Raw genomic sequence first — 23,089 nt, 5'->3', positions numbered from 1 at the left:
AAAAAGGTAGGCGAGAGCGTGACGCACATAGGCACGACACATGGATGCTCATGAACCCGTCACGCGGCAAACCCGGCCCGCAACTCGTCCGATGCTGGTCTGGGACGCGCCGGTGCGGCTATTTCACTGGCTGGCGGTCGCGCTAGTCACGGCCGCTTATGTCACCCTGAAGCTGAACTGGATCGACTGGCACGTGCGGGTCGGCGAGACGCTGCTTGCCTTGGTGATCGCCCGGCTGCTGTGGGGCTGCTTTGGCAGTGAGACGGCGCGCTTTCGCAGTTTCGTCGCAACGCCCGCGGCTGCGGTTCGACATTTGCGCCACCTGTTTCGTCGCGAGCCGGACCTGCAGGTGGGCCACAACGCGGCCGGCGGCTGGATGGTTTTGTTGCTGCTCGCCTTGCTGCTGACCGAGACGCTGAGCGGGCTCTATGTCAACAACGACATTGCCGACCAAGGGCCGTTGAGCGAACTCGCGCCCGCGTGGCTCGCCAACGCGATCTCGGCACTGCACGGGCTCGTCTGGGACCTGCTGCTCGCCGCGGTGGCGCTGCACGTGCTCGTGATTGCTCTCTATGCAGTAGCGAAGGGACACAACCTGCTGCGGCCGATGCTGACCGGCTACAAACTGCTGCCTCCGTCCGTCGACGCGCCGCGGCAGACGCCAGCGCTGCTGGCGCTGCTTGCACTCGGCGTCGGCGCTGCCGTGGTGATGCTGCTCGCGGCTTATCTCTGAGCTCGCCGCACACTTGACCTCGGGACGCCGCTAGTGCCTGCTTCAGCCGCCCTTCGGCGGCGTCACCTGGCCGCGGATCTCGCCGTTCGGATTGTTCTTGGTGTGAACGTTGATGTACATGTCGCCGGCTTCGAACATCTTGGCGTCGTCCGCAGATAACGTGGCCTGACCGCTGATCGGGCTCGTCACCTCCGTCTTGCCTTTCTGCGAGAGCCAGACCTTTACGCCGGCGTTTTTACCGGCCGGGGCGGGCCCGTGGAAATGCGCCATCGTGACCGGACTCGTCAATCCGCTGAAGCTGATGTTCCACGTGACGACCCGCGTGCCGGAGTCGTACGTTAGCTTGGCGCTGCCGCTGCCTGGCGTCTGCACCGGCGGAACCTGTTGGGCGCCCGTCAACGGTACCTCGAATGAGACCGGCGCCGCTTGCGCCAACGTGAGCGTACCCGCTAAGGCCAAACCACCGAACACCATGAATGCGCGCTGCGAAATGGATCGTGACATCTGGTTTTCTCCTGTTGGGTTTGCCCTTGGTGGGCGGGCGATTATCGAACGCTGCAGAAGACCTCGTCGGCGCTGTTGGCAGCCGAAGAAGTGAAACAAGGATAGACGCAAGCCGCCCGTAACGCGAAGTTTGCATAATGCGAAGCAGCCGCCGACATAAAAAAACCGGCATACAGTCGCCTGCATACCGGTCTGTGTCGGGCCCCACTCGCGTCACCGCGAATAGGACCGCCGCGCTGATCCGCGCTTTATTTGCGCTTCAATTGCGAAATATCACGCACCGCGCCGCGATCGGCCGAGGTCGCGAGTGCCGCATACGCCTGCAACGCCTGCGACACCACACGCTCGCGATTGGTCGGCTGCCATGCGTCGTCGCCGCGCGCTTGCATCGCCGCGCGACGGCGCGAGAGCTCTTCGTTCGACACCGCGAGGTGCATCTTGCGCTGCGGAATGTCGATTTCGATCACGTCGCCGTCTTCGACCAGACCGATCGTGCCGCCTTCTGCCGCTTCCGGCGACGCATGGCCGATCACGAGGCCCGACGAGCCGCCCGAGAAACGGCCATCGGTAAACAGCGCGCAGCTCTTGCCAAGGCCCTTCGACTTCAGATACGAAGTCGGGTACAGCATTTCCTGCATGCCCGGACCGCCTTTCGGACCTTCGTAGCGGATCACCACGACGTCGCCCGGCACGACCTTGTCACCGAGAATCGCGTCGACCGCGTCGTCCTGGCTTTCGAACACGCGCGCGCGGCCCGAGAAGAGCCACTGCGATTCGTCGACCCCTGCGGTCTTCACGATGCAGCCCTTCTCCGCGAGGTTGCCGTACAGCACCGCGAGGCCGCCGTCCTTCGAATACGCGTGCTCCTTGCTGCGAATGCAGCCGCTCTTGCGGTCCGCGTCGAGCGTGGCGAAGGTGGCTTCCTGGCTGAACGCGACCGTGGTAGGAATGCCGCCCGGCGCCGCACGGAAGAACTTCCGCGCTTCCTCGTCCGCGTCGCCCGCGATATCCCACTTCGCGATCGCGTTGCCGAGCGTGCCGCTATGCACGTTGCCGCACGACAAATCGAGCAGCTCAGCGCGCGCGAGCTCGCCGAGAATACCGATGATGCCGCCCGCGCGGTGCACGTCCTCGATGTGGTACTTGTCGGTCATGGGCGCGGCCTTGCACAGGCACGGCACCTTGCGCGAGATGCGGTCGATGTCCGACATCGTGAAATCGACGCCCGCCTCCTGCGCGGCGGCCAGCAGGTGCAGCACGGTGTTGGTCGAGCCGCCCATCGCGACGTCGAGCGCCATCGCGTTCTCGAACGCCTGCTTCGTGGCGATGTTGCGCGGCAGGACCGAGGCGTCCTCTTCCTGATAGTAGCGGCGGCACAGCTCGACGATCAGGCTGCCGGCCTGCTCGAACAGGCCCTTGCGCCATGCGTGCGTCGCGACGATCGTACCGTTGCCCGGCAGCGCGAGGCCGATCGCCTCGGTCAGGCAGTTCATCGAGTTCGCGGTGAACATGCCCGAGCACGAACCACAGGTCGGGCACGCGCTGCGTTCGATTTCGGCGACTTCGGCGTCGCTGACCTTCGGATCGGCGGCCTTGATCATCGCGTCGATCAGGTCGATTTTCGCGATCACCTGGCCATCGGTCGGCGACTTGACCTTGCCCGCTTCCATCGGACCGCCCGACACGAACACCACCGGAATGTTCAGGCGCATCGCGGCCATCAACATGCCCGGCGTGATCTTGTCGCAGTTCGAGATGCAGACCATCGCGTCCGCGCAGTGCGCGTTGACCATGTACTCGACCGAGTCCGCGATCAGTTCGCGTGACGGCAGCGAATACAGCATGCCGCCGTGGCCCATCGCGATGCCGTCGTCGACGGCGATCGTGTTGAATTCCTTCGCCACGCCGCCGGCAGCTTCGATCTGCTTGGCGACCAGCGCGCCGAGGTCGCGCAGATGCACATGGCCCGGCACGAACTGCGTGAACGAGTTCACGACCGCGATGATCGGCTTGCCGAAGTCGTCGTCCTTCATGCCGGTCGCGCGCCACAGCGCGCGGGCGCCAGCCATGTTGCGGCCATGAGTCGAAGTGCGTGAGCGATAGTTTGGCATCGGTATCCTCAGGATTTGCTGTTATCGGTTTTGATGAGCGCCTGCGCGAGCGAGGGAATTTTGGCAGCGCGGAGCTTGCGCTGGAAGCGAATAGTGCAAGAACGCCAGTAAGACGTCCAATATATATTTTCGGCGCGATTAGGTCGTGAAAAGTATTAAACAGTGCCGCGACCGCTCCGCCGATCTCACGTTTTCTTGACATCGCCCGCGCTCACCGCGAATAATGTAGCGTTCGTTTAACGAAACGATGTTCACGCTAAGAACATTGAAACGAGAAACAGAGGTCTTTTCGAGCGCAACGCCGGGTTCGAGGCCAGCCGCGCCCGCGTCTGGGCCCGCCCTCCTGGATTCACGCCATCTGTCCGCTGCGATCAAGATCAGGTAAGGCAAGTTTGCCGCCAATAAGCGCCAGCGCCCCACCGCTGGCGCGCCGTACCCGCCCCTCCGCCCAGCACATGGCCGGGCACTACACAGAGTCACATACATGAAGCGAGACACTTCCCCTCACGCCGCCGGCCGGCCGGCCGCTTCGCGCGGCATCGTCCAAGGGCTGGTTTATGTTTTCGAGCAGGTCATGCCCGACCCGTTCGTGCTGTCGATCTGCCTGACGTTCTTCGTCGCCGTGCTGGCGATGCTGATCGCGCCTTCCGGCACCCTGCCGACGCTGCTCGATTCCTGGTACACCGGCACGTTCGGCATTCTGGGCTTCGCGCTGCAGATGATCCTGATCCTCGCGACCGGCTACGCGATCGCGGAAGCGCCGATCGTGCAACGCGGTCTACGCGCGCTCGCCTCGCACGCGAACTCGCCGACGCGCGCCGCGCTGCTCGTGTTTCCGGTCGTCGCGGTTGCCGCGTGGCTCAACTGGGGGCTCGGGCTCATCGTCGGCGCGTTGCTGTCGCGGGAAATCGCGCGGCGCGTCGACGTCGATTTTGCCTGGCTCGTCGCGGGCAGCTATTCGGCCTGGTCGATCTGCAACAGCGGGCTGTCGAGTTCGATCGCGCTGTCACAGGCATCGCACGGCAATGCGCTGAATCTGGTCGAGAAAGCGACCGGCCACGTGGTGCCGCTCAGCGAAACCATCTTCGCGCCGTTCGTGTTCATTCCGACCGTGCTGGTCGTCGTCGTGATGACCGCGATCTTCATCAAGATGCATCCGAAGGCGGAGAACGTCGTCGCGTTTCGTCAGAGCGGCGAAGCAGCCGCCGACGCGCCGAGCGACGACCCGCATGCCCGCGCGAGCAGTGAGACATCGCTCGCGGCGCGCCTCGAACAGTCGATGCTCGGCACGCTGCTGCTGCTCGCGCTCGGCATCGGTTATCTGGCGATCACGTGGCACAAGGAAGGATTCGATCTCGACATCAACAACACGATCCTGATCTTCCTGATGATCGGTCTCGCGCTGCAGCGCACGCCGATCGCGTACGCGAATTCGATTCGCCGCGCCGCGCGCCAGACCGGCTCGATGCTGCTGCAATATCCGATGTACGGCGGAATCATGGGCATCATGAAGGGCACGGGTCTCGCGTCGATGATCGCGAAGGCGTTCGTGACGATCGCGTCGCCGGTCACGCTGCCGCTGTGGAGCTATCTGAGCTCGCTGATCATCACGCTGCTGGTGCCGAGCGCCGGTGGCCACTGGGCAGTGCAGGGGCCGTTCGTGCTGCCCGCCGCGCTCAGCCTGCATGCGTCGGTGCCGCGCACCGCAATGGGCGTCGCGATGGCCGAGAACGTATCGAACATGCTGCAGCCGTTCTGGGCCGTGCCGATCGTCGCGATCGCGGGAATCCGGATTCAGCGCGTGATGGGCTATACCGCGGTGACGTTCGCGGTGTCGCTGGTGATTTACGCGGTGGCGTTATGGCTCGTGCCGTGAGTACGATGATCTGAGTCGAACCGTCTGGCTACCGTCAAAACCAAGGGCCGATGAAGCGATGCTTGATCGGCCCTTGGTGCAAATGCCATGCAAGAGTGCGCGCCGCGTCAACGTTTCGGCGCCGTCACCAGTTGCAACGGCGTCTCGATCACCCTCGACAGCTCGCGCTGCTTGCGCTGCTCGGTCACCGCCTTCAACACGAAGTCAATGCCGAACACGGCCTGGCGGCCGGCGAACTGATTCATCGTTGCGAGCACGCGGCCGTCGGCGAGTAGCGGCTTGATCGCATCGATCGCGTCGTAGCCGGTGACATAGACGCCGCCGCCGCGACCCGCGTCGCGGATCGCGTCGACCGCGCCCATCGCCATGTTGTCGTTGCCGCATAGCAGCGCGCGAAGCTGCGGGTGCTCGGCCAGCATTTTCGCGGCCACGTCGCGGGCATTGCCATACTCCCAGTTACCGGAATCGACCGCGACGACTTGCACGCTCGCGGCATCCATCGCATCGCGGCTGCCGGCCGTGCGCTGCTGCGCATTGGTGCTCACCGGAAAGCCTTCGATGATGCCGACCTGATCGCCGGGCTTCAGCCACTTCGCCAGATAATCGCCGACCTGCTTCGCGCCGTTGCGATTGTTCGGCCCGACGAACGGCACCGAGATGCCGGCGGCGGCTTGCGCGGCGTCGTCGAGCGGGTTGTCGATCGTGATCGTGATGATGCCGGCCCTGATCGCGCGGGCGACCACCGGGATCAGCGCCTTCGAGTCGGTCGGCGCGATCACGATCGCGTTCATCTTCGCCCTGATCATCTCGTCGACCATGCGGATCTGCGCGGCGGTGTCGGTCTGTTTCACCGTGCCGCGAATCGTCAGGTTGAATTGCGACGAGAAGTGGTCCTGGTAATTGCGCGCAGCGTCGACCATCGCGACCGTGAACGGCTCCGACATCGATTTGAGCACGAGCGCGATCTTCGGCTTCGTGGCGGGCAGCGCTTCGGCGCGGGGGTCGTCACCGTACAGCGCGCCGCCACCGAGACCGGTTGCGGCGAGCGCGCCCGCGAGCAGCACGCGGCGGCGCATGTTCTGCGTCATGGCTCGACTCCTTCGCGGAGGTGCCGGTTGCGGACGTGCCGGTTGCGGACGTGCCGGTTGCGGACGTGTCGATCTAACGACGCGACGCTGGCGGCGATTTCGTCGAACAGCGGCCTGCTGTCGATGTCTTCGCTCAGACAACGCGTCTTCAAGGCGGCGAGTTGCGTGCCGATGTCCCGTTGCGCGTCGAGCCTACCGGGCGCAGCGCAACGCTCGATCAGTTCTTCGAGCAGACAGCCATACGCCCTCACTTCGAGCCGCTGCAACGCGATACCGAACTCGCGATCGCCGACCTCGAAAAACGACGCCGCGCCGAAATCGCCGAGCAGCGCGTGCCCCGCGCCGCCGTGCAGGATATTGTGCGCGTACAGATCGCCATGCATCACGCCGCGCCGATGCAGATGGCTCGCGACGTTCGCGATGCCGCTTGCGATACCGAGCACCGTCGCAACGTCGAAGCACGCGTCGTCGCGATAGACGTCGCGCGTGCACGATGCGAGACTCGGCGGACCGGCGAGATTGGCGAAGCGAGGATCGATCAACCCCATCACGAGGCCATGCGAGTCCGACGGATGCCCGCTCACCCTGCCAAGCACCGGAATCAGGTTCGCATGTTCGCCGCCGCGAATGCAAGCAGCCATTTCGCAGTCGGGCAGACCGTCGCTTGTCACCGCGCCCTTGAACAGCTTGACGGCGACCGCACGCGGCGCAGGCTCGCCTTGCGCGTGCAGCGTGGCGCGATGGATCACACCCGATGCGCCCTCGCCCAGCGGCTGTTCGAGCCGCAAAGCATCCCAGCGAATGGCGCTGATCGGCGTGTCGATGACTGCCGCCTGTTCGAGCGCCGCGTTGAACGGATTGCCCGCATACGCGAGCCACGAAAGCCGGGGCAGACGCAGCAGCCAACGCGGTAATGCGTCGAACCGGTTCGCCGCGAGCCGCAGCAGTTCGAGCCGCGTGCAGGCGGCCAGCTCCTCGGGCAGCGCGCGCAGCCGGTTGCCGGCGAGCATCAGCTTCTGCAGTTGCGTGCAGCGGCCGAGCTCCGCGGGCAAGCGTTCGATGTCGTTGTCGGTCAGGATCAACCAACGCAGCAGCGGCGGCAGCGCGCGCGCCGGCACCTCGCGGATGCGATTCGACTTGAAGCCGATCATGCTCAGTTGCGCGCATTCGCCGAGCACGCCGGGCAGCTCGGTGAACGGGTTGTTGGACGCGAACAGGATGCGCAGCTTGCGCAGACGCGGCAGATCGTCGGGCAGCCTCGTCAATGCATTGTTCGACAGGTCGAGCACTTCGGGCGTATCGGCGAGATCGAAAATCTCGCGTGGAAAATCGCTCAGGCCGCACGCGAGTTTCAGTTCGCGCGCACCCGCCAGTTGTCCGGCGCGCAGTTGTTCTAAAGTCGTGGTCACAGTGGTGGGAAAGAAAATCGGCTAGCGCCCGCAGCGCGTCGTACCGAAGCTGCCGATTTTACTGAGTCGAAGGCCATCTGGGGTTCTCTGCGGTACAGTGATGCGAGCGTCGCGGTGGTCACGACCGTCGCGGCCATGTCGAATGCGAATGAGACAGCAATATCCGGAACGCGTTCAGGCCAAGCAAGCGACACACTACCGGATAACGGCGCAGCCTTCATGCAGCTTTGTGCGTGCGGTCGAAACAACGCTTCGCCCCCGCAAGCTTTGCGCCCCCATCCTGTCAGGAGCCAGAGAAAGTGACGTACGCATACAAGTTGATCGATTCGCCGGTCGGTCAGTTAAAGCTCGTGGCGAAAGGCGGATGCCTCGCCGCGATTCTGTGGGAGCACGACAAGCCTAACCGCGTGCGACTCGGCGACATGAGCGAAGCGAACGAGATAGCGGTGCTGGTCGAAACCGAGCGGCAATTGCGCGAGTACTTCGCGGGCATACGGCAAGCTTTCGATCTGCCGCTCGAGTTTCAGGGCACCGAGTTCCAGAAGCAGGTCTGGCGCGCTTTGCTGACGATTCCGTTCGGCCAGACCCGCAGCTACTCGGAGATCGCGCAGCAGATCGGCAAGGTCAATGCGGTGCGCGCGGTGGGCGCGGCAAACGGCCGGAATCCGATTTCCATCGTCGCGCCCTGTCATCGCGTGATTGGCGCGTCGGGTGAGCTGACGGGATTTGCCGGCGGGCTCGCTAACAAGATGCTGCTGCTTGCGCTGGAGGCGGGGCAGACATCGCTCGAAGCAGCGGTGGACGACGCTCAAAAGCAGGCGCGGGAACGGGCAGCGGCGCGAGCGGCCAAGGCCGATGCATCACCGAAACCGGCGCATCATCTGCCGAGCCGGGGAACCCAGGGTTCGCTGTTCGGTAGCTAAAGCAGAGACTCCCGACGCGCTCGGCGCCAAGTGGAAGCAGCGCGGCCCTCAGGCATGCCTGGCCGATCGCTCCAGCAGCATCGAAGCCGCGGCCGTCGCCGCGACCTGGCAGCCGAGCACGATGTGTTCCTCGGCCGTGTCCTCGATAAAGTCATGACTCACGCCGCCGATGCTCGGCACGAACATCATGCAGGCCGGCATGCAACGCGAGATCACCTGGGCGTCGTGCGCGGCGCCGCTCGGCATGCGCAGCCACTGGCCCGGCGCGATCGTTTCGGCAGCTCGCGCGATGTGCTCGGCGAGCGTGGGGTCCATGCTGACGGGTTCGATCGGCTCGTCGATCGTCTGCACTTCGACGCTCACCGCGTTGTGTGCGTTGAAGTCGCGCACCAGTTCCATGAGCGCGCGTTCCAGTGCCTGAAGCCGTGCCGGGTTCGCATCGCGGAATTGCAGGTACATGTCGGCCGCGCCGGGCACGACGCTCATCGAGCCCGGCTCGAGATCGATGCGGCCCACGGTCCAGACGGTGTCCGCGTCCGCCAACTGACCGAACGCGTCGTTCATGCGCGCGATGAATGCGACCAGCGCCGCGCCCGCGTCGCGGCGGATCGTCATTGGCGTCGTACCCGCGTGGTTGCGCTGACCGGTGAAGCGCAGCCGCGATTCGCGCAGCCCGACGATCGTCGTGACGACGCCGATCGTTTTGCCGATCGCTTCGAGCCGTCCACCCTGCTCGATATGCGGCTCCAGATACGCGACCTGGCGCCCTGGCTCGAAACGCGCACGCGGCCGGCCCGCGAGTCCCGCGGCCTCGAGCACGTCGGCGAGGCGTTCGCCCCGCCGATTCTTCGCGCCGCAAATCGATTCGTCGACCGCCTCGCCGACGAAGCTGCGGCTACCGAGCAGGCCCGAGAAGGTGCCCTCCTCGTCGATCCACGACGCGACGTCGACGGCGAGATGCCGCGTCGCGTCGTGCTCCGCTAGCGCGCGGGCGATTTCGAGCCCGTACATCACGCCCATTGCGCCATCGAGCCAGCCGCCCGTCGGCTGCGTATCCGTGTGCGAACCGATCACGAGCGCGGGACCGCTATTGCGCGAGCGTCCGAACACCGTGCCGACGCCGTCGATGCGCGCGTCGAGCCCCGCCTCCGTCATTCTGCCGACCAGCCATTCGCGCGCCGCCAGATCGACAGGCGACAGCGCGAGCCGCACCACGCCGGGACCGGTCGCGCCAAAACCGCGCAGCCGTTTGAGGTCGGCCAGCAGCCGGTCCGGATCGATCTTCACCACGTTGTCATCTCCATGAATTGAGTGCCGATGCCGCCGCGCCATTGAAGCACCGGCCGTACGCTCGCGCCATTCACCAGATCATCCCCAAAGCGTGCTGCCAAAGAACGTCAGCGTACGATCCCACGCTTGTTGCGCCCAGACCGGGTCGTATTGCGTCTTCGCGATGCGCCCCGGCCCAACCGCCGTTTCGTTCGCGAAAGCATGACGTGCCAGATAGCGATGAAACTCGATGTCGACCTTCGCGTCGGTGAGCTTCTTTTCGAGCTCGGCGACGGTATCGGCGGCGAAGAACTCATCCTGCAGACCCCAGTGGCCCATTACCGGCACCTTGATGTTCGACGCGTCGATATAGTCGAGCGGCGGAAAGCCATACCAGACGACGCCGGCGGCCACTTCGGGTACGTTGCACAGCGCGAGGAACGTCAGCGCGCCGCCCATGCAATAGCCGGTCAGGCCGACCTTCGCCGCGTGCTGCTGCAGATACTGGACCGCGCCGCGTACGTCCTGCGTGGCGGCGTCGCCGAAATCGAGGCCGCTCATCAGATGGTGCGCCTCGTCCTCTTCGACCGTCGACTTGCCGCGATACAGATCGGGCACGAGCGCGAAGTAGCCGGCTTTCGCGAGGCGATCGGCGACGCCGCGAATCTGGTCGTTCAAACCCCACCATTCCTGGATCACGACGACCGCGGGCGCGCCCGCGGTTCGGTCGGGCTTCGCGAGATAGCCCTGCAGTTGCTTGCCATCGGGACGGTTGAACGTGATCATCGAGCCTGCGGATTGGATCATTGGTCGCTCCTTGAGTAGACGAGACCGCTAGCATAGCGCCATGATCGGATGTGGATTGGCTCGACTGAAAACTTGGCCTACGGTGACGCGCGCTAGAACCGCTCGATCACACCGAATTGCACGCCCGCGACCGGCGCGCCCGGATAGGCGACCGGCAGCCCGGTCACGTTGACGCCGCGCAGCGTGAAGCTCGAGTCGTCGTGATTCGCGAGATACGCGGCACTGAAGTACAGCAGCAGCGTAGGCGACATGCTGTATTCGAATGCCGCGCTGAACTGGTCCGCGCTGCCGCCGGGCGTCGTGTAGTCGCGCACGTGCGCATAGCCGAGCGAGGCGCGCGCGTTGGTCGAAAAACGGTACTGCGCCGACAGCGAGCCGCCCGCGCCGTGGTAGACCGGCGCGCCGCCATCGCCGTTGAAAAAGGACAGCCACACGTGCAGCTTGCCGAACGCGTAGTTCGCGCCGCCGAGGTTCGCGCGCAGTGCGCCGGAGCCGTGCGTCTGCTGTCGCGCGTACAGCAGATGCAACCGGTCGAGCCGATACGACGCGCTCACGTAGTAACCGTCGATGCCGTTGCCGTCGTCCTCGGACGCATCGCGCATCGCCACCATCAGCGTCGTGCTGAAGCCGGCGAGGCGCGGAGACAGATAGGTGACCGCGTTGTTCGCATACGGCGTGATCTTCGACAGGTTGTTGAGCCCCGAGGCGATCGTGCCGGCCCCGAACGCGTCGAGATCGCCCTTGAACGGGATATAGATCGGCGAATACTGACGGCCGACGCGCAATTCGCCCCACGCGCCGCTCGCGCCGAGCCATGCCTGGCGATTGAAGATCGAGCCCGGCACCTGCAAAGCGCCGTCGGCCGAGCTGAAGCCGTTTTCGAGCGTGAATACGATCGCATTGCCGCCACCGAGCGGCTCGGCGCCATGCAGCCCGACGCGCGAACCGCGATACGCGCCGGAGTCCATGCGCGGGGTCCAGCCCGAACCGGGGTCGGTGATTTCGAGACTCGTATCGATCACGCCGTACAGCGAGACGAAGCCGGTGTTGATTCGGGGGGCGGCGGCCGCGCCGTGCGCGTAGACCAGCAGCGCGCCGCCCACCCGAGCGGCTCTGACGCCGACGCCGGTCGTCAAGGCTTCGCGGACTGCGTTCAGCAAGCAAGCCAGGGCGTGACGCAGGATGAGGTCCTCCTCAAACACATCGATCGGATCGTCCGCGAGCGAACTTACCACGTTCGGGCGAACCCATGCGGCCCACGCGGGACGGCACGGTGTTGCCCGGCGCCGTGTGGTTTTTCCGACGACCCCTCGTTGCGACCAGGGGAAACCCGTATAATCCGCGAGAGGTCAGACAACCTGCGTAAAATCGCCGGTGGTCCTGACCGCGATCCGCCGTGCAGCGTCCACCCCCGAACCGCTTTCTGCCCGATCCGTGAATTCCACCGCCCCCGCCAGTTCCACCGCCGCCCCCGCCCTGCCGTTTCGCCACGCGCTTTACGCGATGCTCGGCATCGGGCTGGTCAACATGCTGGTCGCGCTCGACCAGACCGTCGTCAGCACCGCGTTGCCGTCGATCGTTGCCGAGTTGCACGGCTTCGAATATTTCGCGTGGATCGCGAGCGCGTACCTGCTTGCCTCGGTCGTCACGGTGCCGGTGTTCGGGCGGCTCGGCGACTACTTCGGCCGCAAGCGCTTCGTGATCGCCGCGGTGATCACGTTCACGCTCGCGTCGGTATTGTGCGGCCTCGCCAACAGCATGCTGTTTCTCGCGATCGCGCGCGGGCTGCAAGGCGTCGGCGGCGGCATGATGGTGGGCACCGCGTTCGCGTCCATCCCCGATCTGTTCCCCGACCCGCGCACCCGCGTGCGCTGGCAGGTCGTGCTGGCCGCGGCCTACGGCATCGGTACGGCGGCCGGCCCCTCGCTCGGCGGCTGGATGAGCGAGCACCTCGGCTGGCGCTCGACGTTTCTCGTCAATCTGCCGGTCGGCGCGGCGGCGCTCTATTTCATCTGGATGCATCTGCCGAATTTTCGGCGGCCGCATGACGGCGAGGTCAAGATCGACTGGCTCGGCGCGGGGCTCGTCGCGGGCGTGCTCGGCGGCTTGCAGGCGTTTATCGAAGCGGTGCCGAAAAATGGCCTCACGGTGGGCAACCTCGCGCTCGGCGCGTGCGTGATCGCCGGCGCGGTCGCGCTGTTCGTGTGCGAAAAGCGCGCCACGCACCCGATCATTCCACTCGATCTGTTCAAGGACGCACAGCTCGTCACGCTGTTCACGCTCGGCATGCTGTCCGGCTTCGTGATGTTCTCGCTAATCTTTTTTGCGCCGTTGCTGCTGCAAGGCGGCTTCGGTCTGTCGCCGCAGCAGGCCGGCCTGCTCGCCACGCCGATCGCCGCGTGCATCGCGCTCGGCAGTCTGCTGAACACCCGCATCGTGATTCACATGAAGAAGCCGACGCGCATTCTGACGATCGGCTTCGGGCTGCTGATGTTCGCGTCGATCGCGCTCGCGTTCGCGAATCCGGACACGCCGCGCCTGCGCATCGTGCTGCCGATGGGCGCGGTCGGCATCGGCCTCGGCTTCATTCTGAACAACCTGAACGTGTTCGGCCAGGAGATCGCCGGACGCGAGCGTTTCGGCATCACGACCGCGCTCCTGCAATCGACGCGCATGGTCGGCGGCATGCTCGGCACCAGCATCGTCGCGACCGTCGTGCAGCATCACTATCGCAACGTCGTCACACGCACGATGAGCGTGCTCGGCGAGCCCGCCGCATCGCAATGGCGACCGCGTTTCGTCGATCTGCGCATCCTGATCGACGACGCGTCGCGCACGCAGCTGATCGCGGACATGAAGACGTCGGGGCTCGATACGCTCGCACTGATCGATAGCGCACGCGATGCGCTCGTACAGTCGATTCATATCGGTGTGTGGCTGACGGCGGTGGCATCGCTCGCGGCCGCGCTTCTCGTGCAGCGGATCTCGCGCGTGGTGTTTCGCAAGAGCTGAGCGCTCAGTGATTCGGCCGCTTACTGAACGGTGGCTTTCGCTCGCAGGTTCTTCACCATTCTGTCGACGAGTTCGGCTTGCGCCTGCTGGTACAGCATCGGCTTCATGTCTTCGAAGGACGGCACCTGCAACGGGCGAGTGTCATCGACTTCGATGACATGAAAGCCGTAACCGGTCTTGACGGGGCTGTGCGTGTATTCGCCCTTGTGCAGATTCGAAACTGCGTCAGCGAACGGTTTGACCACCTTGCTCGAAGTTATCCAGCCCAGCTCTCCGCCGTTGTATCTGGTGTCCGAATCGATCGATTCCTTTGCGAGGTCGCCGAACGACGCGCCTTGGTTGAGCTTCGCAATGAGGTCTTTCGCCTGGCTCTCGTCTTTGACGAGGATATGGCGGACTTTATATTCCGTGCTTCCGCCTTTCGCTTTCATGTCGTTGTACATCGCCTTCAATTGAGCGTCACTGACAGGATTCTTCTTTAGAAAATCCTGCATGTACGCTCGAACGATTTCGATCTCCCACGTCGCTTGCGCCTGCACGAGAATCTTTTGCCGAGCGGCCTCGGCACGTGCCGCGACTGCCGGGTTCCGGTCGAAGCCGACTTTCTGCGCTTGCTGGAAGAGAACTTCGCGGCGAATCAGTTCATCCCGGACATGGTCCGTCAATTGAGGCGAATCGGAAAAGCCTTGCGCGTGCGCCTGTCCGATATACAAGTCGGCGTCCGCCTGAGAGACCGGTTTGCCGTTTACCGTGACAAAAGGCTTCTCTGCTGCGCTCGTCGCCAGGCAGAGCGTTGCACCGAGCACAAGTGCCGACATTCGTCGTGATAGTACTGTCATTGAGCCGACCGATTACGTTGGTTCGAGCACCTTGGCGAACGGTCGCCAAAGGTCTGTGTGCAGCGCCAGGTCTAATCAGGAATCGGACCTGATCAGACACTGGTGCCCTACGCGACTCTATTGGGTGATGGTTCCCGCAAGAGTCAGGCTGCGTGATGAGTTTCCGACATACACAGCGTAGGAGCCGGTCGGGATCGTCCACTGCTGCGAATCTTTATTCCAGGTGCTGAGCGGATGATTCGGCGCGGCTGGATCGATCGTGATCGACACCGTCTGCGTTGCCCCGGCGTTCAGGCTCACCTTCTGGAACCCCACCAGACGCCTGGGCGGCTCTGCCGCCGCGGACGGCAGCGCGATGTACACCTGTGGAACTTCGGCGCCCGCCACGGAACCCGTGTTCTTCACGACCGCGGTAACCGTGTATGTGCCGTTCGCTCCGGTACTGACGGTCGGGTTGCTAATCGTGAAGGTCGTGTAGGAAAGACCAAAGCCAAACGGGAATGCCGGGCTCTTATTCATCGCGTCATACCAGCGATAACCGACATTCAGCCCTTCCGAATAGGTCACCGTCGGGCTTCCGTTGATCGACACGCCAGGGTATTGGAAAGGCGTGATCGAATCCATAAAACCCTGGCCGATCTGCGGGAACGTCACCGGCAGTTTGCCGGACGGATTCGCCACGCCCCACAGCAGATCCGCGACGATGTGCCCATCTTCCTCGCCAGGGAACCAGGTCTCGAGAATCGCGCTCGCCGCGGATGTCCCTCCGGTGAGGATCGAGGGATCGAGCGCTTCGGCGGCACTGTCCTTCAGAACGAGCACGGTGTTGCTGTTTGCCGCGACGATGGTCTGGAGCAACGCGAGCGTGTTGCTGTTTTTGGCGGAACTCGAAGTGGTAATCGAACTCGACTTCGGCGCATACCAGTCGAGCGTATTGAGGTATTTGCCGGTGTCGAGCGTGAGGCCCGTCGAGTCCGTGAAGCTCGCCTGATCGGCCCCTTCCTCCGACATGGAGCCAGCCATGAAGATGACGGCGTCGGCACCGGTGGCTGCCGTCTTGACGTCGGCGAGGGTGGCGGCCGCGCCGTCGATCGTGCCGGTCGAATTGTTGTCGTCGACGAGCGCCAGATGAACCTGAACGCCGGTATTGCCGAGGTTGGCAAGCGTGTCCTTGATGCCCTGCACCGGTGTAACGGTGTACAAGGCGACGACGTCGGAGCTGCCGCCTCCCGAACCCATCGGGTGACCGACCGAGCTGCCGCCAGCCACCGCTTGCTGAGCATAGACCTGCGTCGTTTTGCCGACCACGAGCACGTTTCGAACCGTCTTGTTCAGCGGCAACGTCCCGTTGTTCTGCAGCAGCACGGCCGACTGCTCGCCGATCTGCTTCGCGACCGTGCCGTCAGCCGTTGCGTTGATAGCGCTCTGGGCAATGGGCCGATCGAAGATACCCGCGCGGAACATCTGCGTATATCGGCGCAGCAGCGCATTGTCGATATCGGAGGTCTGGATCTGCCCCGAGGCCAAAGCCGCATTCAGGTTCGCGGGCGACCAGTTTTGCGGCAGCGGCATCTCGTTATCCATACCTGCCAGCATGGTTGGCGCGGTGCTATGCGCGGCAAAGAAGTCCGACTGCACATAGCCTTTGAAGCCCCATTGTCCGCGCAGGACATCGGAGAGGATGTGCTTTTGCTCGCACATCGAAAAACCGTTCACCGAGTTGTACGAACACATAACGGCGCCGACGTTTCCTGCTTTCACCGCCATCTCGAACGGCAGCAGGTAGAGTTCGTGCAACGTTTGATCGTCCACGCTCTCCTGAATCGTCATGCGGTTCGTTTCCTGTTCATTCGCCACCAGGTGCTTCGCCATCGCGATCATGCCGTGGGCTTGCACGGCCTGGATTTCCGCGACACCCATCGTCCCGGTGAGATAGGGGTCCTCGCCCATGTACTCGAAATTGCGTCCCCCCACGGGCAATCTTGCCAGGTTCATACCCGGCGCTTCGAACACGTGCAGAGCCAGATTTCCTCCCTCGACGCCAACCACGTTGCCAAACTGGGTCGCGACGGAAGGATCGAACGAAGCGGCCATGGCGATGGCTGACGGGAGCGCGGTCGCCTTGGCGGAACTGGAATCCGTATAAGCGGCGAAGCCTGATACGGAAGGAGAAACGCAGTCGTTCTGGCCAATACCGACAGGCCCATTGGTGATTCGCAGCGTCGGAATAGCGTACTTCGCCAGCCCAAGAATGTGCCGGGCGCCGTAACACTGCGGCAACTCGGGCAGGATGCCGGGATTCGAACCGGTTAATTGCTCTTCCTTGTCGGCAAGCGCCATGGCGGGAACAAGCAGTGCAGCGCGTGCTTCGGGAGAAAGTGACGTATTCATCCATGGCATAGCGGATGTCTGCGTCGAGGGTGGATTTGAAGCCGGGTTTGGAGCCGCTGCCGGCGTGTTGGGACTATTGCTTCCTCCGCACGCCGCCAGAATGAACACGATACTTGCGGCGGCGGCCGTTCTCCTCTGAATGAATCTCTCAGACATGGTCTCTCCTTGATTTTGTTATACGCACAATGCGCGATGCGCGTTGGCCGTTCTACTGTGAAGGACTGCTATCTCATTTGGTTGTCAGCGTTCCGTCTGCTGATGCTCCCGCCCTGCTCTGCTTTCACCGAAGACATCGTAATGTTTAATTCGTCATCAGACGACTAGGGTTTACGTCGAATCAATAAAAACAATGGCTTAGGACAATGCGCGGACGTCTGATGATGAAGAAATTAAAAACAAAAAAGCCTGACGGGCTGCACTGCTCGTGCAGCCCGTCAGGCTTTTATTCAGGTCGAAGCGTCTTTTAACGCACGAGGCACGGACGCTTGTTGTCGAACTTCCAGTTCGGAATCAGATATTGCATCGCCACGCCGTCATCGCGCGCGCCAAGGCCGTGCTGCTGATACAGCGCGTGCGCGTTCTCGAGCGCGTCCATATCGAGTTCGACGCCAAGGCCCGGCTTCTGCGGCACCTTGACCTTGCCGCCGACGATCTGCAGCGGATCTTGCGTCAGGAATTGACCGTCCTGCCAGATCCAGTGCGTGTCGATCGCGGTGATCTTGCCCGGCGCCGCGGCCGCGACGTGCGTGAACATCGCGAGGGAAATGTCGAAGTGGTTGTTCGAATGGGAACCCCACGTGAGACCCCAGTCGTTGCACATCTGCGCGACGCGCACCGAGCCCTGCATCGTCCAGAAATGCGGGTCGGCGAGCGGAATGTCGACGGATTGCAGTTGGATTGCGTGGCCCATCTGACGCCAGTCGGTCGCGATCATGTTGGTCGCCGTCGGCAGGCCGGTCGCGCGGCGGAACTCGGCCATCACTTCGCGGCCGGAGTAGCCGTTCTCCGCGCCACACGGATCTTCCGCATAAGCGAGCACGTCGTGCTTATCACGGCACAGGCGTACCGCTTCGGCGAGCGACCACGCGCCGTTGGGGTCGAGCGTCACGCGCGCTTCCGGGAAGCGCTCGGCCAGTGCCGTCACGGCCTCGATTTCCACGTCGCCGGCGAGCACACCGCCTTTCAGCTTGAAGTCGTTGAAACCGTAGCGCGCCTGCGCCGCTTCCGCGAGCCGCACGACCGCTTCCGGCGTCAACGCGACTTCGGTACGCACGCGCTCCCAGTCGTCCCCCGCGCCGGCGTTGTTCGCATACGGCAGATCGGTCTTGTTGCGATCGCCGATATAGAACAGGTAGCCGAGCATTTCCACTTCGTCGCGCTGCTGGCCTTCGCCGAGCAGTGCCGCGACCGGCACGCCGAGATGCTGGCCGAGCAGGTCGAGCAGCGCGGCTTCGAGCGCGGTCACCGCGTGAATCGTCGTGCGCAGGTCGAAGGTCTGCAGGCCGCGCCCCCCAGCGTCGCGATCAGCGAACTGCGTGCGCACCTTGTTCAGGATCGCCTGCAGATTGCCGACCGACTGACCGACCACGAACGGCCGCGCGTCGTCGATCGTGTTGCGGATGTTCTCGCCGCCCGGCACTTCGCCGACGCCGGTATGGCCCGCGCTGTCGCGCAGGATCACGATGTTGCGCGTGAAGAACGGGCCATGCGCGCCGCTCAGATTCATCAGCATGCTGTCGCGGCCGGCGACGGGCACGACGCGCAATTCGGTCACGACCGGCGTAGCGTTCGGTTCGGTAGGTTTGGTGGACATGGAAAAGCACCTGTGTGATGAAGAAAGCCGGCCGGCGCAAGCCGCCGCGCGCTGCGTGCGCGTTCGACCGGCCCGGACGAAAACTCGAATCCAAAAAGATTGACGGCCGCATGCGAGCCGTCAGTGTAGTCAATGCGCGCTGCCGTGCAACGAATCGGGCAACGGGCCGCGATTGCCGCGCCTCGTGCGTGTCAGGAAGCCCGCCGCCGCCGCGAGCAGCGACGCGACGCCCAGACCGTACAGCCCGCCTGTGATCGAGCCCGTGTGCTGCTGCAGATAGCCGAAGGTGGCCGGCGCGAAGAAGCCGCCCAGGTTGCCGAGCGAATTGATCAGCGCAAGCACGGCGGCGGCGACGCGCGCATCGAGGTAGGCCTGCGGGATCGGCCAGAACAGCGACGCCGCCGCCTTGAAGCCGATCGCCGAGAAGCAGATCGCGACGAACGAGAACACCGGGTTGCCCGACGTCGACGCGAACAGGCCAGCCGCCGCAATGACGAGTGCGACCGCGAGCCAGGCCTGCTGATGGCGCCATTTCGCCGACACGAGCGCGAAGCCATACATCGCGACGATCGCGATCAGCCACGGAATCGCGTTGAACATGCCGACCTGGAAGTCGGACAGGCCGCCCATCTTGCGGATGATCGTCGGCAGCCAGAAAGTGGCCGCGTAGATCGTCAGTTGGATCGCAAAGTACAGGAAGCAGAACAGTGCGATCTGCGGGTCCTTCAGCAGCTTCATCGTCGTCGGGCGGGCGCCGCCCTTCGCTTCGCGCTCGGCCTGTTCGGCCGCGATCGACTGTTCGAGCACGCGCTGCTCTTCGGCGGTGAGCCAGTGCGCGTCGCGGATATGCGACTTCAGCATCAGCCAGCTGACGACGCACAGCACGATCGAGAATGCACCTTCGATGAGAAACATCCACTGCCAGCCTTGCAGGCCAAGGCCGCGAATCGACAGCAGGGAGCCGGTGATCGGACCGGACAGCACCGACGCGATCGCCGAGCCCGACAGAAAGATCGCCACCGCCTTGCCGCGTTCTTTTTGCGGCAGCCACTGCGTGAAGTAATAGACGACGCCGGGAAAGAAGCCTGCCTCGGCGACGCCGAGCAGGAACCGCAGCACGTAAAACGACGTGTCGTTCCAGACGAACGCCATCGAGGCCGCCACCAGCCCCCACGTGCCCATGATGCGCGTGAGCCACGCACGCGCGCCGAACTTCTGCATCAGCACGTTCGACGGCACTTCGAACAGCGCATAGCCGATGAAGAACAGACCGCTGCCGAGCCCGTACGCGGCCGCGCCGATGCCAAGATCGGTCTTCAGGTGCGCGTTGACGAAGCCGATGTTCACACGGTCGATATAGTTCGCGATGAACATGATCAGGAAAAGCGGCAACACGTTGCGCTTCACCTTCGAGACCGCCGATTGCAGCGGGTCGAGCGCAGTGGTCAGAACTGATGTCAAGATGTGTCTCCCCTGTCGGCCCATGGCCTGTTGGAACGCAACCCGGCGCATGCGGTGGGTGCAAGTCCCTGTGACGCGCCTGGTACGTTGTCTGACGACAGTCTATCGCGTTGCTTTTGCTAAATCCAATCGGGTGTTTACCCTGTATAGCTGAAGCGACTTGCTCGGAGAGACGGGGACTCGCGGCCTCTCGTGCTGTCGCCCGCCTTAAATTCGATTCGAACTAAGACGTCTGATGTCCTTGGTTTTTCGCGCTGCGGGCGGCAGCCGACGCGCCTGCGCCGCCGTCCGCTTCATGCTCGGGCCGCCGCCCCGCCGCAAGCACAGATAGCCCGCGCCGAAGGCGGCAGAATCGAGTACATTCCTGTGCGATACTTTGCAGGATCAGTCAACCAGCCACAAAAATGAGCAGCCTAACTGAAAAGGTGGTGGCCACCCTTTCCGATGAAATTCGCCGCGGCGCGCTGAGGCCAGGCGACCGCATCCCCACCGAAGTCGCGATGATGAAGCAGCTGTCCGTGAGCCGCTCCGTGGTCCGCGAGGCGATTTCGCGTCTGCAGGCGGCCAGGATCGTCGAGACGCGCCACGGTATCGGCACGTTCGTGCTCGCGCCCACCGCCGAAAATCCGATGCAGCTGCCCGCCGCCGACCTCACGAGCATGCTCGACGTGATGGCGATCATCGAGTTCCGGATCGACGTCGAAGCGGCCGCGGCAGCGCTCGCGGCATCGCGGCGCACCGAGCAGAACCTCAAGCAGATTCGCACCGCGCTCGATCGCTTCGAGTCGGAGCTGGAGCGCGGCAGCACCGACACGCTCGCGCACGACATCGAGTTTCATCTGCAGATCGCGCGCGCGAGCGGCAACCGCTATTTCTTCGACGTTCTGAGCCAGCTCGGCCGCTCGGTCAGCCCGCGCACGCGGCTTGGTTCGGCCGAGATCGCGGAGCTCGACCATATCGAGGTGTTGCGCAGCGTGCTCGGCGAGCACCTGATGATCTATCGCGCGATCGAGCGTCAGGATGCCGACGATGCGCGCGCCGCGATGCGCATGCATCTGAGCAACAGCCGCGAGCGGCTGCGCCGCGCGCATGAGTTGACGAAGGCCGGGGTGTGACGACGGGCGGGGCTGATCGACTGCCCCGCAACACGAAACGCCGCCAGCATCACCTGCTCATTCCCCCACTTCGAGATCCATCAACGCGGAACTCAGCGATTTGCCATGCGCATCGAGCGCGAGCGAACGCGTGACGCCGCCGCCGAGCGCATCGCCGAGCACGAAGTTGAATGCGGCAATGCCCGGCAACTCGTGGCGCACCACGTCGCCGTGGACCACATCGCGCAGATGCGCGTTGACGCGCTCGGGTGTCAGCACATCGCGCAGGCGCTGGTAATGCCGCGCGTCGTAGCAGATCACCGAGATATTGAGCGTGTTGCCCTTGTCGCCGGTACGCGAATGGGCCAGTTCCCGTAGTTTCATCTCAAGCCTCCAGCAGCGAGAAAGCCGGCGTCGCATACGCGCGCGGCAGCAACACCGATTGCACCGCGACCACCTCGCGCGCGGCTTTCGTCACGCCGCCCCCGCCCGCCGGTCCGTTCGTGTACAGCGTCTCGACCTCGTTGCCGATGCGCAGCGCCTGCGCGAGCGACGCCGTGCGCCCCGTCACGCGCGCGCGCACCTCGTACGGCTCGCCATGACCGGCAGCCACGGTGTCGCCATGCAGCGCGTTCAAGCCGATCAGATCGAAGCGCAACTCGCGCGTCTGTACGCCGGTCAGCGCGAGCCGTTCGCGCACGATATCGAGCGCGAGCCGCGCCCGCGCGAGCGCGCCCGGTCCGCCGTACGAAATCTGCCCTTCGCCGATATAGCCATCGAAATACGCAACCGACACTTTCAGCGTCGCGGTGCGCTCCGTACCGCGACCGCCAGTGACGCGCACCCGGTCCGGGCCTTCCTGCTCGACACGCACCCGCGAAAAATCGGCGACCACGTCGGGCTGCAAATAACGACGCGGATCGTGGATCTCGTACAGCAACTGTTCCTTGCAGGTCGCCTCCGTCACGAGCCCGCCACTTTGCGCGAGCTTCGTGATCACCACCGAACCGTCGCGCGCAACTTCGGCGATCGGGAACCCCAGCCGCGCGAGATTCGGCACGTCCTTGAAGCCGGGATCCGCGAAATAGCCGCCGGTGATCTGCCCCGCGCATTCGAGCAGATGGCCGATCACCGTTGCCTGGCCGAGCATCGGCCAGTCGTCCATGCGCCAGCCGAATGCGTGGATCAGCGGCGCAACGAATAGCGACGGATCGGCGACGCGTCCGGTCAGCACGATCTGCGCACCGGCCGCGAGCGCCTCGACGATCCCGCTCGCGCCGAGATATGCATTGGCCGAAATCAGCCGGTCCTGGCACGCGGCCACCGCCTCGCCGGATTCGACGAAATGGAAGTCGCCCGCGCGCACGACGTCGAGCACGTCGTCGCCCGTGACCGCCGCAATCTTCAGGCCGCCGAGACCCAGCTCGCGCGCGATCTGCGCGGTCCGGCGCGCCGCCGCGAGCGGATTGGCCGCGCCCATGTTCGACACGATACGCACGCCGTGGCGCGCCGCGACGGGCAGCACCGCGCGCATGCGCGCTTCGAGCAGCGGGTCGTAGCCGAGCTCCGGGTCCTTGCTGCGCGTCTGCTGCGCGATCGCGATCGTGCGCTCCGCGAGGCATTCGAACACGAGATAGTCGAGCTGGCCGTGTTCCGCGAGTTCGAGCGCGGGTTCGATACGATCGCCCGAATAGCCCGCGCCCGCGCCGATGCGCACGACCCGTTGAAGTTGAGTGGCTGTCATGCTGCTCCCGTGCGT

The 23,089-nt window shown here is 64.3% G+C and carries 18 protein-coding genes; 5 read left to right on the top strand and 13 right to left on the bottom strand.

Annotated features, from left to right (window positions below; all coding sequences use genetic code 11):
- The first annotated feature begins 40 nt into the window (after nt 1-40).
- Nucleotides 41-733 (top strand): cytochrome b/b6 domain-containing protein, encoded by a 693-nt coding sequence (locus BJG93_RS18450; protein WP_027195747.1) that lies wholly within the window; start codon nt 41-43, stop codon nt 731-733.
- 42 nt (nt 734-775) lie between these two features.
- On the opposite strand, the gene BJG93_RS18445 is transcribed toward BJG93_RS18450, so the two are convergent.
- Together BJG93_RS18445 and ilvD are read right to left on the bottom strand one after the other, a co-directional pair.
- A complete protein-coding gene (locus BJG93_RS18445; protein WP_027195746.1) occupies nt 776-1,237 on the bottom strand; it encodes a CHRD domain-containing protein in 462 nt (153 codons plus the stop codon).
- A 248-nt stretch (nt 1,238-1,485) separates the two neighbouring features.
- Nucleotides 1,486-3,348 (bottom strand): dihydroxy-acid dehydratase, encoded by a 1,863-nt coding sequence (gene ilvD, locus BJG93_RS18440; protein WP_027195745.1) that lies wholly within the window; start codon nt 3,346-3,348, stop codon nt 1,486-1,488.
- A 484-nt stretch (nt 3,349-3,832) separates the two neighbouring features.
- Between ilvD and BJG93_RS18435 the strand changes: the two genes are divergently transcribed.
- Nucleotides 3,833-5,224 (top strand): short-chain fatty acid transporter, encoded by a 1,392-nt coding sequence (locus tag BJG93_RS18435; protein WP_027195744.1) that lies wholly within the window; start codon nt 3,833-3,835, stop codon nt 5,222-5,224.
- A gap of 107 nt (nt 5,225-5,331) precedes the next feature.
- On the opposite strand, the gene BJG93_RS18430 is transcribed toward BJG93_RS18435, so the two are convergent.
- Both BJG93_RS18430 and BJG93_RS18425 read right to left on the bottom strand, forming a co-directional pair.
- Complete coding sequence (locus BJG93_RS18430; protein ID WP_027195743.1) at nt 5,332-6,312, bottom strand: substrate-binding domain-containing protein; 981 nt, start codon at nt 6,310-6,312, stop codon at nt 5,332-5,334.
- Entirely contained in the window at nt 6,309-7,721 is a 1,413-nt protein-coding gene (locus BJG93_RS18425; protein ID WP_027195742.1) for a leucine-rich repeat-containing protein kinase family protein, read from the bottom strand. Before BJG93_RS18425 ends, BJG93_RS18430 begins: the two co-directional genes overlap by 4 nt.
- A gap of 299 nt (nt 7,722-8,020) precedes the next feature.
- Between BJG93_RS18425 and BJG93_RS18420 the strand changes: the two genes are divergently transcribed.
- Nucleotides 8,021-8,644: a methylated-DNA--[protein]-cysteine S-methyltransferase gene (locus BJG93_RS18420; RefSeq protein ID WP_027195741.1), complete on the top strand. Its 624-nt coding sequence runs from the start codon at nt 8,021-8,023 to the stop codon at nt 8,642-8,644.
- A 48-nt stretch (nt 8,645-8,692) separates the two neighbouring features.
- Here BJG93_RS18420 and BJG93_RS18415 read toward each other — a convergent pair whose 3' ends face one another.
- From BJG93_RS18415 to BJG93_RS18405, 3 genes are all read right to left on the bottom strand, one after another.
- Entirely contained in the window at nt 8,693-9,934 is a 1,242-nt protein-coding gene (locus tag BJG93_RS18415; RefSeq protein ID WP_027195740.1) for a Zn-dependent hydrolase, read from the bottom strand.
- A 78-nt stretch (nt 9,935-10,012) separates the two neighbouring features.
- Nucleotides 10,013-10,720: a dienelactone hydrolase family protein gene (locus BJG93_RS18410; protein ID WP_027195739.1), complete on the bottom strand. Its 708-nt coding sequence runs from the start codon at nt 10,718-10,720 to the stop codon at nt 10,013-10,015.
- A 92-nt stretch (nt 10,721-10,812) separates the two neighbouring features.
- Nucleotides 10,813-11,955, bottom strand: a complete 1,143-nt coding sequence (locus tag BJG93_RS18405; RefSeq protein ID WP_027195738.1) for a porin — start codon at nt 11,953-11,955, stop codon at nt 10,813-10,815.
- A 268-nt stretch (nt 11,956-12,223) separates the two neighbouring features.
- Between BJG93_RS18405 and BJG93_RS18400 the strand changes: the two genes are divergently transcribed.
- Nucleotides 12,224-13,732, top strand: coding sequence for an MFS transporter (locus BJG93_RS18400; RefSeq protein WP_027195737.1), 1,509 nt, complete (start codon nt 12,224-12,226; stop codon nt 13,730-13,732).
- 20 nt (nt 13,733-13,752) lie between these two features.
- Here BJG93_RS18400 and BJG93_RS18395 read toward each other — a convergent pair whose 3' ends face one another.
- From BJG93_RS18395 to BJG93_RS18380, 4 genes are all read right to left on the bottom strand, one after another.
- Nucleotides 13,753-14,550: a peptidylprolyl isomerase gene (locus tag BJG93_RS18395; RefSeq protein ID WP_027195736.1), complete on the bottom strand. Its 798-nt coding sequence runs from the start codon at nt 14,548-14,550 to the stop codon at nt 13,753-13,755.
- 138 nt (nt 14,551-14,688) lie between these two features.
- Nucleotides 14,689-17,118 carry a beta-glucosidase family protein gene (locus BJG93_RS18390; RefSeq protein ID WP_034478190.1) on the bottom strand — a complete coding sequence of 810 codons (2,430 nt, stop codon included), beginning with the start codon at nt 17,116-17,118 and terminating at the stop codon, nt 14,689-14,691.
- A gap of 307 nt (nt 17,119-17,425) precedes the next feature.
- Nucleotides 17,426-18,775 carry a glucarate dehydratase gene (gene gudD / locus BJG93_RS18385; protein ID WP_027195734.1) on the bottom strand — a complete coding sequence of 450 codons (1,350 nt, stop codon included), beginning with the start codon at nt 18,773-18,775 and terminating at the stop codon, nt 17,426-17,428.
- A gap of 129 nt (nt 18,776-18,904) precedes the next feature.
- Nucleotides 18,905-20,236, bottom strand: a complete 1,332-nt coding sequence (locus BJG93_RS18380; protein ID WP_027195733.1) for an MFS transporter — start codon at nt 20,234-20,236, stop codon at nt 18,905-18,907.
- 404 nt (nt 20,237-20,640) lie between these two features.
- Between BJG93_RS18380 and BJG93_RS18375 the strand changes: the two genes are divergently transcribed.
- A complete protein-coding gene (locus BJG93_RS18375; protein ID WP_027195732.1) occupies nt 20,641-21,351 on the top strand; it encodes a FadR/GntR family transcriptional regulator in 711 nt (236 codons plus the stop codon).
- Nucleotides 21,352-21,408: 57 nt separating this feature from the next.
- Here the strand turns inward: BJG93_RS18375 and BJG93_RS18370 are convergent, their stop codons facing one another.
- Entirely contained in the window at nt 21,409-21,714 is a 306-nt protein-coding gene (locus BJG93_RS18370) for an AtuA-related protein (protein ID WP_027195731.1), read from the bottom strand.
- 1 nt (nt 21,715) lies between these two features.
- On the bottom strand, nt 21,716-23,074 hold the full coding sequence (locus BJG93_RS18365) for an acyclic terpene utilization AtuA family protein (protein WP_027195730.1): 1,359 nt from the start codon (nt 23,072-23,074) through the stop codon (nt 21,716-21,718).
- Nucleotides 23,075-23,089: the final 15 nt, after the last annotated feature.

This window comes from Paraburkholderia sprentiae WSM5005 (genome assembly GCF_001865575.2).
Lineage (GTDB): Bacteria > Pseudomonadota > Gammaproteobacteria > Burkholderiales > Burkholderiaceae > Paraburkholderia > Paraburkholderia sprentiae.
This window is presented reverse-complemented; position numbering and strand designations above follow the sequence as displayed.